This is a genomic window from Ruegeria sp. BF7 (assembly GCF_056538605.1).
In genome coordinates, this window is sequence record NZ_JBQFTM010000018.1 from 34,169 (window position 1) to 46,265 (window position 12,097).

Here is a 12,097-nt window from a genome sequence, read left to right on the forward strand (position 1 = left end):
CAGCCACATCTGGAGCCAGCTCGTGAGCGATTCCGACCCCGCCCCCAGCCTTTATGCTGCTAGGGAGCCCATTTTTCCCCGGCGCGTGTCCGGTCCTTTTAGAAACCTGAAATGGATCATCCTCGCGGTCACATTGGGGATTTACTATCTGACGCCATGGATCAGGTGGGACCGCGGTCCCAGTCTGCCGGATCAGGCGGTACTGCTGGATCTGGCGAACCGGCGGTTCTATTTCTTCTGGATCGAGATTTGGCCGCACGAGTTCTATTTCGTGGCGGGTCTACTGATCATGGCCGGTCTTGGGTTATTCCTGTTCACTTCGGCGCTGGGGCGCGTGTGGTGCGGCTATGCCTGTCCGCAGACCGTGTGGACGGACCTCTACATTCTGGTTGAACGCTGGATCGAGGGAGATCGAAATGCCCGCCTGCGTCTGCATCGGCAGGAGAAACTGGATTTCCGCAAGGCTCGGCTGCGTCTGACCAAGTGGACCGTGTGGTTGTTGATCGGCGTGGCTACTGGCGGCGCCTGGGTGTTTTATTTTGCCGATGCGCCGACATTGCTGCGCGATCTGGTCACCGGCAACGCCCATCCGATTGCTTACACCACCATTTTGATTCTGACCGGCACGACCTTTCTGTTCGGTGGCTTCGCCCGCGAGCAGATTTGTATCTATGCCTGCCCGTGGCCGCGTATTCAGGCTGCGATGATGGACGAGGATACTCTGGTCGTTGGCTACCGCGAATGGCGGGGTGAGCCACGCGGTAAGGGCAAGCGGACAGCGGATTCCGAGTTGGGCGACTGCATCGACTGCATGGCCTGTGTGAATGTCTGCCCCGTGGGTATCGACATTCGCGACGGTCAGCAGTTGGAGTGCATCACCTGCGCCCTGTGCATCGATGCCTGCGACGACATGATGGCCAAGATCGGCAAGCCACGCGGCCTGATCGACTATATGGCTCTCAGCGATGAGACCCGAGAACGCGCGGGGCATGCACCCAAAAATGTCTGGAAGCACATCCTGCGGCCTCGGACGATCATGTATACGTCCCTGTGGTCTCTGGTTGGTTTTGGCCTGCTGTTTGCGCTGTTTATCCGTTCTGACATCGATCTGACGGTGGCGCCGGTGCGCAACCCGACCTTCGTGACCCTGTCCGACGGTACCATCCGAAACACCTATGATGTGCGTCTGCGCAACAAACATGGAGAGGATCGGCCGTTCGAACTGACACTGGCCGGTGATCCGGCGCTGCAGCTGCAAATCGAAGGGATCGAGGGCAGCACTGTTAATGTCACCGCAGATACGGCACAATTGACACGCGTCTACATCATTTCAGAACAAGGTACCGGACCTGCGGCCGCGGCTTCCACGCCGGTGCGTATCTGGGTCGAAGATGTGGAAAGTGGTGAGCGCGCCTATAAGGACACCACGTTCAACGGACGAGGAAACTAAGATGGCCGAGCGTCAGTTTACCGGAAAGCACGCCCTGGCGGTGTTTATCGTCGCCTTCGGCGTGATCATCGCCGTCAACCTCGTCTTGGCATATAGCGCGGTCAAAACCTTTCCGGGGCTCGAGGTGAAGAACTCCTACGTCGCCAGCCAGGAGTTCAATGAGCGCCTGCAGGAACAGCAGGCGCTGGGTTGGAACATCCTTGCCGAGGTGTCCGGTGGGCTGTTGATCCTGCATATTACCGACAAGACCGGTGCCCCGGTCGAAGTGTCGGAACTGCAGGCCGTAGTTGGCCGCGCAACCCATGTGAAAGACGACTTCGCGCCCGATTTCACCTTTGATGGTCAGGCCTATGCGACCCCGGCGGTTTTGGGCAAGGGCAACTGGAACATCCGACTGGTGGCCAAGGACAGCTCGGGCGCCGAGTTCGCGCAGCGTGTGCCGCTGTATGTGAAGGGGTGAACGGATGGCGGCGCAACTGACATCCGGCACGGCGGCCTGTCCGGGATGCATTGCCGGCCCGGCGGAACCGGCGCGGCCCATTCCGCAGGATGTGCAGATCGCGCTGTCGCTGCCGGGCATTCACTGTTCGGCCTGTATCGCGACGGTCGAGCGAGAGCTGAACGCCCACCCCGGCGTGGAGGACGCGCGGGTGAACTTGACCCTGAAACGCGCGATGGTCAAAGCGGCGCCAGACCTGCGGGCCACCGACCTGATCCCGGTGCTGGAACGGGCGGGGTTCGAGGCCCATGAGCTGGACCCCGGCGCCTTGTCGGCCACGCAGGCGGACAAGGCGGGCCGCGATCTGCTGATGCGGCTGGCGGTGGCCGGGTTTGCCTCGATGAACGTGATGCTGTTGTCGGTGTCTGTCTGGTCGGGAGCATCGGATGCCACCCGCGACATGTTCCACTGGATATCGGCAGCCATTGCGCTGCCGGCGATTGCTTTTTCCGGGCAGCCCTTCTTTGCCAACGCCTGGAGCGCCCTGCGCGTACGCCGTCTGAATATGGACGTACCGATTGTACTGGCCATCGTGCTGGCGCTGGTGACGTCGCTTTGGGAAACCGTACTCAGCGGTGAACATGCCTATTTCGATGCAGCGCTGACGCTGACCTTCTTCCTGCTGGCCGGACGGTATCTGGACTACCGCACCCGTGCCGCGGCCCGGTCTGCGGCCGAGGAACTGACGGCGCTTGAAGTGCCCCGTGCCGTAAAGCTGGTCGATGGGTCAGAAGAAGAGGTTGCTGTGGCCACTCTGACCGTCGGTGACCTGATCCTTGTCCGGCCCGGGGGCCGAATGCCGGTGGATGGCGAAATCGTCTCTGGCCAATCGGAACTCGACCGGTCTCTGCTGACCGGGGAGACCTTACCGGTCTTCGCCGAGGCTGGCCTGACCGTAAGTGCCGGTGAGGTCAATCTGACCGGCCCCCTGACCATCCGGGCAACGGCGGTGGGCGAGGATACCTCACTGCATCGCATGGCCGATCTGGTCGCCATCGCTGAATCGGGCCGGTCTCGCTATACCTCGCTGGCAGACAAGGCGGCCAAACTCTATGCGCCGGGCGTGCACATCCTGTCGGCGCTCAGCTTTCTTGGCTGGTACATCTATTCCGGCGATATCCGCACTGCGCTGAACATTGCCGCCGCCGTTCTGATCATCACCTGCCCCTGCGCGCTGGGTCTGGCCGTGCCTGCGGTGACCACGGCGGCCTCGGGGCGGCTGTTCCGCAAGGGGATGCTGATCAAACATGCCACCGCGCTGGAGCGTCTGGCCGAAGTCGATACGGTCGTCTTCGATAAGACCGGTACGCTGACCTCGGGCACGCCCGAGCTGACTAATCTGGGTGATCATTCCCGTGTGGACCTTGAGGTCGCTCTGGCACTGGCCGAGGTGTCCTCGCATCCGTTGTCCGTCGCTCTGACCAAGGCTGCGCGCGACGCCGGGATTAAGCCGGCCACCCTTAAGGATGTCACCGAAGTTCCGGGCTATGGCACAGAGGGCAGTTGGCATGGTCAGCGCGTGCGCCTTGGCCGCGCTGCCTGGACCGGCGCGGAAGAGGGCAACCAGACAGCGGCCTGGCTGTCGGTTGGCGGACAAGCCCCCGCAACCTTCCTGTTCTCGGACAGACTGCGCCCCGGTGCGGCCGAGGCGGTTCAGGCCCTTCGGGATGCGGGTAAGGACGTTGTCCTGATATCCGGCGACACGCAGGGCGCGGTTCAGGTACTGGCTGCAAAACTGGGGATCGACAACTGGGTCGCGCAGGCCCTGCCGCAGGACAAGGCGGCCCGCGTGCAGGAATTGAGCGAGCAGGGCCGCCACGTCCTTATGGTCGGCGATGGCCTGAATGATACTGCCGCGCTGGCAGCGGCGCATGTGTCGATCTCTCCGGCCTCGGCGCTGGATGCGGCGCGGGTGGCGTCGGATATCGTACTATTGGGTAATGATCTTGCCCCAATCGCAGATGCCTGCGATACGGCCGTGAAAGCGACGAAACGGATTCGTGAAAACTTCCGCATCGCAACCGTGTATAATATCATCGCGGTCCCGTTGGCTGTCGTTGGCTTGGCCACACCGCTGATCGCGGCGCTGGCGATGTCGACCTCGTCCATCACCGTGTCTTTGAATGCCCTGCGCCTGAGGTAGTTGAATTGGAAGTTCTGGCCTATCTGATACCGATTTCCCTGCTTTTGGGCGGGGTTGGCCTTGTTGCGTTCATTTATACGGTGCGGTCGAACCAGTATGATGATCCCGAAGGCGATGCGCGCCGTATCCTCAGCGATGAATGGGACGACAAGCCCAAGCCCTGACGGCCCTTGAAATTGCCGCAATGCCCGGTTATGTCCGGCCCATCCGCTAGCAGAGAGAACCAAGCCAAATGGCAACTATGAATCCGATCCAGTTCATTCAGCAAGTCCGCGCCGAAGTTGCAAAGGTCGTCTGGCCGACCCGGCGTGAAGTTCTGTTGACCACGGTCATGGTGTTCATCATGGCGGCTCTGACGGCCGTGTTCTTCGCACTGGTCGACCTAGCCATTCGCGGCGGGCTTCAGGCGATCCTGGGCGCGTTCAGCTAAACCGGCTCGGGCGGGCGGAAACACCACTGCCCCCTTGCACCGCGCGCGATGTCAGAGTAGGTGACGCGGTACTATTCGGAATGGGCGTGCGGCGATTCGGGCTGCGCGCCGCTTTTTATTCCGGGTGATGCGATAGAATTTCAATGACGGTGCTTGCGGCCATCCGTGCGCACCGAAGAAAAACAAGGACGACAGGTTCATGGCGAAACGGTGGTACTCGGTCAGCGTTCTTTCGAATTTCGAAAAGAAGATCGCAGAGCAGATCCGCACGTCCGTGGCCGAGCAGGGCCTTGAGGATGACATCGACGAGGTTCTGGTGCCCACCGAAGAGGTGATCGAAGTGCGCCGGGGTAAAAAGGTCACGACCGAACGCCGTTTCATGCCCGGCTACGTGCTGGTTCACATGGAAATGTCGGATCAGGGCTATCACCTGGTGAACTCGATCAACCGCGTCACTGGCTTCCTGGGCCCGCAAGGCCGCCCAATGCCGATGCGTGATGCCGAAGTGAACCAGATCCTCAACCGCGTTCAGGAAGGCGAAGAAGCGCCCAAACTGATGATCACCTTCGAGGTTGGCGAGAAGGTCAAGGTCAACGACGGCCCGTTCGAGGATTTCGACGGCATGGTGGAAGGCGTGGATGACGAGAACCAGAAGCTGAAGGTTTCGGTTTCGATCTTTGGCCGTGAAACCCCGGTCGAGCTGGACTTCACTCAAGTCACGAAGCAGAGCTAAAGGGCTCGCCCACTGGTTTTTCGACGCCGTGTTGCGATCAGCAACGCGGCGTTTTTGTATTGGCGAGCCAAATCTAAAGCCTGCAGGTGAAGGATGGCGCCTACGCTGTGAAAAGCTTTCGTTATGGCCGACCTGGAAGCAGTTCTTTTTGCTGAAGAACTGTCAGTATGTCGAGAATTGTTGACGGGCTTACATCAACGGATCCGTCAAGAAAAACACCTAGGCCACCCTCTCCGATTTCGCGCGGGCCGCCTTTATCATACACTGGATCAAGGGACGCTAGCTCCGCCGGCAACTCCGGGCACAATGGGGTTTCATTGAGCACAAGATCCACAGCAGCCAACATCAAGTCTTTTACGGATTCCAGTGTATCGTCTTCCAGCAGTTGCTCTCGCTGAGCTTCGGGAGCCGTTAATGTAAGGTCTTTGAGTTTAAAATAGGCACAGTTGTCACGCAGATCGACGGTTGCTTCGGTGGACATGTTGGCCAAGATAGCTCTTTTTTGTTCGCCCCGCTGAAAGTCACGTTCACTGGTGCGGCTGCATTCAAAGTTCGTGACTGTTACTTCCCCGTCCAGATCGATCACATCGTCCTTGGCATGAAAACTCATACCATCAAGCCTGATTTGCAGGCCGCAATTGTCGACAATTGCATTATCAGCCAAACGCTCAGGTACGGTTTTTTGTATTTCACGCAAATCCAAAAGTGCGCCCACCCCGATCCGAGTGGGGGCTACTGCCGTGAGGTTCAGGTCAAGCGTGTACGGCAATTCCGTGTCGCGAAAGGGCAGTGACGCATCGATAACGAAGTTCACCTGTTGTGCGCTTGGGGCCCGGGCGTCCAAAAAAGCTGCCATTAAGACCGGGAATACTAACCAAAGTCTCATTCAGCGAACTCCAAATCACCAAGCTCCTTCAGTCCCCCAAGGACTTTGACTATTGTCTCTGCGCTGACATCAGCCGATCCGACAACAGCTGCTCCCAGCCCGCCAGGAGCAATTTCACGTGTGCCGCCGGACTCGTAAATCGGGTCGAGAACAGTGAATTCTTCGGGCAAGGGTGGGCAAACCGGATGCGCTGCCAAAAACTCGCCGCCCTTTTCGAACACGGCTTCGTTGATCCGGTTGGTCAGGCCAAAGAGATTGCTGACGGCTCCGATGAACCCACGCGGGCTAAGGTTAACCTTTTCGATACTGAATGTGAGGCATTGGCCTTTCACTTCTGCCTTAGCGACAGCAATTGCATCTACGGTCGCCCCAAAATAACGAATACCCGGTTCTTCTCGTCTGTTACACCGCGTGAACTGGGCACGGGCTGAACCCTCGACCTTTACGGTGTCGCCTATGGCGGTGACGTCCCGGATTTCGAGGTAAATCTGGCGTTTGCAGCTTTCTTCAAGTGGGCCTGTCAGTATACGGGGCGCTTTTTCCTGCAATCCACGCAAATCCATGAACGCTCTCAATCGCAAACGGGTCGGGCTGGATTCTTCCAGTCCGCTATAGACGGTGAAAGGGACGGGAATGTCACGCAGGGGAACTTCTTTGGTTAGCTTGATCTGGAACCGGCCTGCATAAGTGGCGGGGTCAATCCCTGTTGTTGAGGGCAAAGAAGTTCCGTTGCCGCCGTCGGTTTGGGTGGCCGTTTCGGAGCCAGCGCTCTGATCTTGCGCCTTACTGCCGCACCCCGGCAGCATCGCAATCAGAATGCAGATCAGCAGTCCCTTGTTCAGCCGAGATGATGCCATCCCTGACCACCTCTTTTGTAATCAAGCTGTGCAAAGATACCCACCTGCGTCTCTTTGGCAACTTATGTATTCAAGTAATCTGTTCTGTTGCTCAGTTCCCATATTTGACTGTGGGCCGATTGCGGTGCAAATAGGTCCCTTGGGATTATGAGCCAGCCACTTGCCAACCTCCACATTCCCCTGTAAACGCCGCCTCTATCGTCTTCGGGCGAGATTCTCTCGTGGGAGGTTGCTGGGATCGCGATCCCGGATCGGACCACGCAACATATACCGGGTGGGACGCGTCCCATTCACGTTGAAAGGAAAACCAAATGGCCAAGAAGCTTGCTGGTACAATGAAACTGCAGGTTCCTGCAGGTCAGGCGAACCCGTCGCCGCCAGTTGGTCCGGCGCTGGGTCAGCGCGGCATCAACATCATGGAATTCTGCAAGGCGTTCAACGCCAAGACCGCAGACATGGAGCCCGGCGCTCCGTGCCCGACCGTGATCACCTACTATCAGGACAAGTCCTTCACCATGGACATCAAGACGCCGCCCGCGTCTTACTACCTGAAAAAAGCAGCTGGTCTGAAGCCGGTCGGCAAGCGTAACCGCCCCCGTGGTGCGGAAAACCCCGGTCGTGAGACCGTGGCCACCGTGACCTCGAAGCAGGTTCGCGAAATCGCCGAAGCCAAAATGAAAGATCTGAACGCCAACGACGTCGAAGGCGCAATGCAGATCATCCTGGGCTCGGCCCGCTCCATGGGCATCGAGGTGAAGTAAGATGGCAAAACTCGGTAAACGTACCCGCGCTGCGCGCGAAGCTGTCGCCGGCAAGGAAAACCTGTCGATCGAAGAAGCAGTTGCCCTGGTCAAAGCCAACGCAACCTCGAAATTCGACGAGACCATCGAAATCGCGATGAACCTGGGTGTTGACACCCGTCACGCAGACCAGATGGTTCGCGGCGTTGTCGGTCTGCCGAACGGCACCGGTAAAGCGATGCGCGTTGCTGTATTCGCACGTGGCCCCAAGGCTGACGAAGCGAAAGAAGCAGGCGCAGATATCGTTGGCGCAGAGGACCTGATGGAAACCATTCAGGGCGGCACCATCGAATTCGATCGCTGCATTGCCACCCCGGACATGATGCCGATCGTCGGTCGTCTGGGTAAAGTTCTGGGCCCCCGTAACCTGATGCCGAACCCCAAAGTTGGCACCGTGACCATGGACGTGAAAGCGGCCGTGGAAGCAGCCAAGGGCGGTGAAGTTCAGTTCAAGGCGGAAAAAGGCGGCGTTGTGCACGCTGGCGTTGGCAAAGCGTCCTTCGACGAAGCCAAGCTGGCCGAAAACGTCCGTGCTTTCGTTTCGGCTGTGGCCAAGGCCAAGCCGTCGGGCGCCAAAGGCACCTACATGAAGAAAATCGCACTGAGCTCGACCATGGGCCCGGGCGTGACTCTGGATGTGGCAGCTGCGGCGGGCGAATAAGCCTTTACGCAAAGTTGCGAAGAATTGGTCCCGGGTGGTGCGAACTGCCCGGGATTTTCTTTTGAGCCTTTGGGTTTTTGATTTGCCAGGTCCCGGTGTGTCAGTCTGGCCGGTGTTCAAAGGCGTTTTTTGCAAAAGGTCTCAGCGTTCTCAAAGTGCGTTGTTGGGCAATACTCCGAGCACTCTTTTTTTGCGGAACGCGGGTCAGGGTCGCCAGCAAACGCGGGTAGATCAGAAAATTGACGCTGGGGTCGTCGGGTCCGACAAGAGTGTAGCCGTCAAAGAAGGCGCGCATTACGTCGCTTGATACGATCTTGCCGGGTGGGACAGTCCGCAGATTTTGAGCGATGGCCGCAAAATCCAACAGGACTTTGGCGATGTCATACCCAACGGGCTCAACACGATCACTTGAGATATCGAGCCCATAAGTCTTTGTTCCATCGAAAACGAGGTTGCCCATGTGAAAATCGCCGTGATGGGCGGCCGCGATGGTTTCCCGCCCTTCGAAATGCGGCGCAAGCTCGGAAAGGCGGGCAATTCCGTTTAGAAACATCTGTTTGGCGGCCACGCGGGTTTCCCCGGCCAAGATCCGGGTTCTCAGGTCGTGATAATACTCCAGAGTGTGTTTTGGCTGAAACACCCTTTGCTCTTGGCTTAGGGTGCGATGAAAAGCATCCAGCCACGCACCAGCGTGTGACAACAGCTCCAGCTGCCTTATCGTGTTGCCCTCTGCCAGCCGAACGAGCTTTCCGATCGTGCGCCCCGGAACATACTCCATCAGGCTGGCCTGACGTTTTTTGGATACATAGATCGGCTCGGGCATGGCCAGGTTGTCATGATGACCAAATACATTGAAAAACTTTTGCTGGCGTTCGAATTGGGCAACGAAACCACCCTGTCCCTCTGGCCTCATTTGGTACTTGTAGGCAAGGTTCTTACCGGACGGGTGCTGCAATAGCAGGACTACACAAGACGTGTCAGCTTCGTCCCGGCGATACAGCCGGGTCATCTTCCACCCCCTTCGGGGCAGTCCGGCTTCGGCCGCTATCATCGGCCATGCTTTCAACGCGGCTTGGTCAAGGTCCGTGTCTCTGAAGTTCAACCACATACAGAAAGCCGTCTTTTGAGTTTTAACCAAGACACCCGGTTGCGGCGATCATGTTCACTTTGGTACCAGAACGCAAACCGGTTCTAATTGGCTTCGGTTTTCCTGCCGGTCTGAAGCGTGAGTTGGGTGATTTCAGCGATGTTGAAACGCGATCTTCAGCCGGTCCCCCAAGCGCCCCCGCCTGTCTTCCTCGTAGGGGCTGCAGCTATGGTCGATGTGCCACGACGCAAGCCAGTCTTTCAGCAGGCGTCCGCGGATGCAGAAATCCAGTATCCCCATATGGATCGGGTGGCGGTAGCGGCGAAAAAACATGTCCTTGTTTGGTTTTAAGATACCGCTGCGGTCTACATCGGATGGGCTGGTATCGCGGAAAACATCCGACTTGAGAAAATCGACGATGTCATAGACGGCCAGTTTCTCCCGCGCCTCGGTGAAATCCAGACCGATCATCTCACCCTTGCCCACTATCAGGTTCTGTCCGTGGAAGTCTCCGTGTGAAAACACCCGTGTATCCGGGATGCCCTTCAGATGTCGGGCTGCGGTTTTCAAGCTCTCCACCATCGGCTGACTTTCTTCTTTGATATGCGGCGGCACGGAGTTCAGCAGCTCTTTGATGCTGAGAGTCATCCAGCGCGGGCGAAATTCGTATTCCGCGGCGGGTTGAAAGCCATGAAGGTCGTGCAGCCACGCCCCGGCGCGGCGATAGACCTGGGCAACCTGATCGTTATCCCCGCTGTTGTGGATCACGTCCACGGCGGTGGGTCGGTCGATGAACTCGGAGACGAAGAACATATTTCCGGGCGACACGTAATAGGGGCGAACCACCCGTGACGTCTCGTGTCCGTCAAAATACCGCGCCAACCGGGTCAGAATATCGAACTCTTTCTGCAGCCGGCCGGATTTGGGCGAGGCGGTGTCAATCTTCACCGCATAGTCATTCGCAGGCCCCTGAACCCGCAAAACCAGGCGGGTGTCGGGAAAGCCGTGCGACCGGTATACGCAATCGAATTGTAGCTTCCCGCGCAGCCCGGCATGGCGCGAAAACTCCCCGACAAACTCAGTTGCGCGCCTGTGTTCATCTTCGGTGAGGATTAGCATAGGATAGGCAAAAGTCGGTCGTGAAACAAAGGGGTTGGTTGACAGGACCCCAGCGCGCAAGCCATGTCAATCGCTGACTTGCGCCGGAGTGCGGTGGCTTGGTCTTGCCAAACTACCGGAGCGGGCAATTTACCCCTTGGAAACCCCGGCCATCTGCCCTAAAGAGAGCTGCGTAGTAAAGCGTGCGATTCGTCGTGCGCTTTATTTCGTTTCGTCCAAGACGGTGGGTGGGTCCATTCGGTCCCTTAATTCCCTGCCTGAGACGGGTAAGACCAAAGAATTCTGAGGGTCACGATCCTCGGGCGAGTTTTGGCCAATCCCGTAACAACGGACCTGAACGCCGGGGCGCAAGCCGCGGCAAATATGAGCCGGGGTGAGATATCATCCCAAACTTGGAGAGAACTGTGGATAGAGCCCAGAAAGAGAAAGTGGTCGAGGAACTCGGCCAAATCTTCGAAAGCTCTGGCGTCGTAGTGGTTTCGCACTACGCCGGTCTGACAGTTGCCGAGATGCAGGACCTGCGTTCGCGTGCGCGCGAAGCCGGAGGCTCCGTGCGTGTTGCCAAGAACAGGCTCGCCAAAATCGCCCTTGAGGGTAAGCCGTGTGAAAGCATGGCCGACCTGCTGACAGGGATGACCGTTCTGACCTATTCCGAGGACCCCGTGGCAGCAGCCAAGGTGGCCGAGGACTTCGCCAAGGATAACAAGAATTTTGAAATCCTCGGCGGTGCAATGGGTGAGAACGCTCTGGACCGCAAAGGCGTCGAAACAGTATCGAAAATGCCGTCCCGCGATGAGCTTATTGCCTCGATCGTTGGCTGCATTGGCGCACCTGCTTCGAACATCGCTGGCGCGATTGGCGCACCTGCAAGCAACATCGCAAGCATCCTTTCCACCATCGAAGAGAAGGCGGAAGCTGCGTAAGCGGTTGGCACTGAATGATCTGCGTGGGGCATTTGCCCTGACGTTGGAACACACACTGTAAAACGGAAAGAGCTAATACAATGGCTGATCTGAAAGCACTCGCAGAAAGCATCGTGGGTCTGACCCTGCTGGAAGCACAAGAACTGAAAACCATCCTCAAAGACGAATATGGCATCGAGCCCGCAGCTGGCGGCGCGGTTGTCATGGCAGCCGGTGGCGACGCCGGTGGCGCAGCTGAGGAAGAAAAAACCGAATTCGACGTCGTTCTGAAGAACGCCGGCGCTTCGAAAATCAACGTGATCAAAGAAGTTCGCGGCATCACCGGCCTGGGCCTGAAAGAAGCCAAAGAGCTGGTCGAAGCTGGCGGCAAGATCAAAGAAGGCGTGTCGAAAGACGAAGCCGAAGAAGTCAAAGGCAAGCTGGAAGCAGCTGGCGCCGAAGTCGAGCTGGCCTAAGTCAACCGACAGGTGCATCGCTGATGCGCCGAAAAATTTGGCTGGGTCCGGAGA

14 protein-coding genes are annotated in these 12,097 nt (G+C 58.1%); 10 read left to right on the forward strand and 4 right to left on the reverse strand.

Annotated features, from left to right (window positions below; all coding sequences use genetic code 11):
* Positions 1–22: 22 nt before the first annotated feature.
* From ccoG to nusG, 6 genes are all read left to right on the forward strand, one after another.
* Positions 23–1,450, forward strand: coding sequence for a cytochrome c oxidase accessory protein CcoG (gene ccoG / locus ACR0IK_RS21565; RefSeq protein WP_480595516.1), 1,428 nt, complete (start codon positions 23–25; stop codon positions 1,448–1,450).
* A 1-nt stretch (position 1,451) separates the two neighbouring features.
* Positions 1,452–1,910, forward strand: coding sequence for a FixH family protein (locus ACR0IK_RS21570; protein ID WP_480643208.1), 459 nt, complete (start codon positions 1,452–1,454; stop codon positions 1,908–1,910).
* Positions 1,911–1,914: 4 nt separating this feature from the next.
* Positions 1,915–4,092, forward strand: coding sequence for a heavy metal translocating P-type ATPase (locus tag ACR0IK_RS21575; protein WP_480643209.1), 2,178 nt, complete (start codon positions 1,915–1,917; stop codon positions 4,090–4,092).
* A gap of 5 nt (positions 4,093–4,097) precedes the next feature.
* Positions 4,098–4,256, forward strand: coding sequence for a cbb3-type cytochrome oxidase assembly protein CcoS (gene ccoS / locus ACR0IK_RS21580; protein ID WP_170335604.1), 159 nt, complete (start codon positions 4,098–4,100; stop codon positions 4,254–4,256).
* A 68-nt stretch (positions 4,257–4,324) separates the two neighbouring features.
* Positions 4,325–4,522, forward strand: coding sequence for a preprotein translocase subunit SecE (gene secE / locus ACR0IK_RS21585; RefSeq protein ID WP_170335602.1), 198 nt, complete (start codon positions 4,325–4,327; stop codon positions 4,520–4,522).
* Positions 4,523–4,721: 199 nt separating this feature from the next.
* Entirely contained in the window at positions 4,722–5,255 is a 534-nt protein-coding gene (gene nusG, locus ACR0IK_RS21590) for a transcription termination/antitermination protein NusG (protein ID WP_170328796.1), read from the forward strand.
* A 121-nt stretch (positions 5,256–5,376) separates the two neighbouring features.
* Here the strand turns inward: nusG and ACR0IK_RS21595 are convergent, their stop codons facing one another.
* Together ACR0IK_RS21595 and ACR0IK_RS21600 are read right to left on the reverse strand one after the other, a co-directional pair.
* Positions 5,377–6,141: a hypothetical protein gene (locus ACR0IK_RS21595; RefSeq protein WP_480643211.1), complete on the reverse strand. Its 765-nt coding sequence runs from the start codon at positions 6,139–6,141 to the stop codon at positions 5,377–5,379.
* Positions 6,138–6,998, reverse strand: a complete 861-nt coding sequence (locus tag ACR0IK_RS21600) for a hypothetical protein (protein WP_480643212.1) — start codon at positions 6,996–6,998, stop codon at positions 6,138–6,140. Before ACR0IK_RS21600 ends, ACR0IK_RS21595 begins: the two co-directional genes overlap by 4 nt.
* 311 nt (positions 6,999–7,309) lie before the next feature.
* Between ACR0IK_RS21600 and rplK the strand changes: the two genes are divergently transcribed.
* Together rplK and rplA are read left to right on the forward strand one after the other, a co-directional pair.
* A complete protein-coding gene (gene rplK / locus ACR0IK_RS21605) occupies positions 7,310–7,759 on the forward strand; it encodes a 50S ribosomal protein L11 (RefSeq protein ID WP_010440985.1) in 450 nt (149 codons plus the stop codon).
* 1 nt (position 7,760) lies between these two features.
* Positions 7,761–8,459 carry a 50S ribosomal protein L1 gene (gene rplA, locus ACR0IK_RS21610; RefSeq protein WP_170328792.1) on the forward strand — a complete coding sequence of 233 codons (699 nt, stop codon included), beginning with the start codon at positions 7,761–7,763 and terminating at the stop codon, positions 8,457–8,459.
* Positions 8,460–8,559: 100 nt separating this feature from the next.
* Here rplA and ACR0IK_RS21615 read toward each other — a convergent pair whose 3' ends face one another.
* Positions 8,560–9,468 carry a phosphotransferase gene (locus tag ACR0IK_RS21615; protein WP_480643213.1) on the reverse strand — a complete coding sequence of 303 codons (909 nt, stop codon included), beginning with the start codon at positions 9,466–9,468 and terminating at the stop codon, positions 8,560–8,562.
* 231 nt (positions 9,469–9,699) lie between these two features.
* Entirely contained in the window at positions 9,700–10,665 is a 966-nt protein-coding gene (locus ACR0IK_RS21620; RefSeq protein ID WP_480643215.1) for a phosphotransferase family protein, read from the reverse strand.
* Between the two features lie 404 nt (positions 10,666–11,069).
* On the opposite strand from ACR0IK_RS21620, the gene rplJ reads away from it, so the two are divergent.
* Both rplJ and rplL read left to right on the forward strand, forming a co-directional pair.
* Positions 11,070–11,588 carry a 50S ribosomal protein L10 gene (gene rplJ / locus ACR0IK_RS21625; protein WP_480595523.1) on the forward strand — a complete coding sequence of 173 codons (519 nt, stop codon included), beginning with the start codon at positions 11,070–11,072 and terminating at the stop codon, positions 11,586–11,588.
* 80 nt (positions 11,589–11,668) lie between these two features.
* Positions 11,669–12,043 (forward strand): 50S ribosomal protein L7/L12, encoded by a 375-nt coding sequence (gene rplL / locus ACR0IK_RS21630; protein ID WP_037314964.1) that lies wholly within the window; start codon positions 11,669–11,671, stop codon positions 12,041–12,043.
* The last annotated feature ends 54 nt before the right edge of the window (positions 12,044–12,097 follow it).

Excerpts from the sequence above, each read along its gene's own strand:
- rplL (WP_037314964.1), top strand. The coding sequence starts at position 11,669 with ATGGCTGATCTGAAAGCACTCGCAGAAAGCATCGTGGGTCTGACCCTG.
- ACR0IK_RS21600 (WP_480643212.1), bottom strand. The coding sequence starts at position 6,998 with ATGGCATCATCTCGGCTGAACAAGGGACTGCTGATCTGCATTCTGATT.
- ACR0IK_RS21575 (WP_480643209.1), top strand. The coding sequence starts at position 1,915 with ATGGCGGCGCAACTGACATCCGGCACGGCGGCCTGTCCGGGATGCATT.
- nusG (WP_170328796.1), top strand. The coding sequence starts at position 4,722 with ATGGCGAAACGGTGGTACTCGGTCAGCGTTCTTTCGAATTTCGAAAAG.
- secE (WP_170335602.1), top strand. The coding sequence starts at position 4,325 with ATGGCAACTATGAATCCGATCCAGTTCATTCAGCAAGTCCGCGCCGAA.
- rplA (WP_170328792.1), top strand. The coding sequence starts at position 7,761 with ATGGCAAAACTCGGTAAACGTACCCGCGCTGCGCGCGAAGCTGTCGCC.
- ACR0IK_RS21615 (WP_480643213.1), bottom strand. The coding sequence starts at position 9,468 with ATGACCCGGCTGTATCGCCGGGACGAAGCTGACACGTCTTGTGTAGTC.
- ACR0IK_RS21620 (WP_480643215.1), bottom strand. The coding sequence starts at position 10,665 with ATGCTAATCCTCACCGAAGATGAACACAGGCGCGCAACTGAGTTTGTC.
- ACR0IK_RS21570 (WP_480643208.1), top strand. The coding sequence starts at position 1,452 with ATGGCCGAGCGTCAGTTTACCGGAAAGCACGCCCTGGCGGTGTTTATC.
- rplK (WP_010440985.1), top strand. The coding sequence starts at position 7,310 with ATGGCCAAGAAGCTTGCTGGTACAATGAAACTGCAGGTTCCTGCAGGT.
- ACR0IK_RS21595 (WP_480643211.1), bottom strand. The coding sequence starts at position 6,141 with ATGAGACTTTGGTTAGTATTCCCGGTCTTAATGGCAGCTTTTTTGGAC.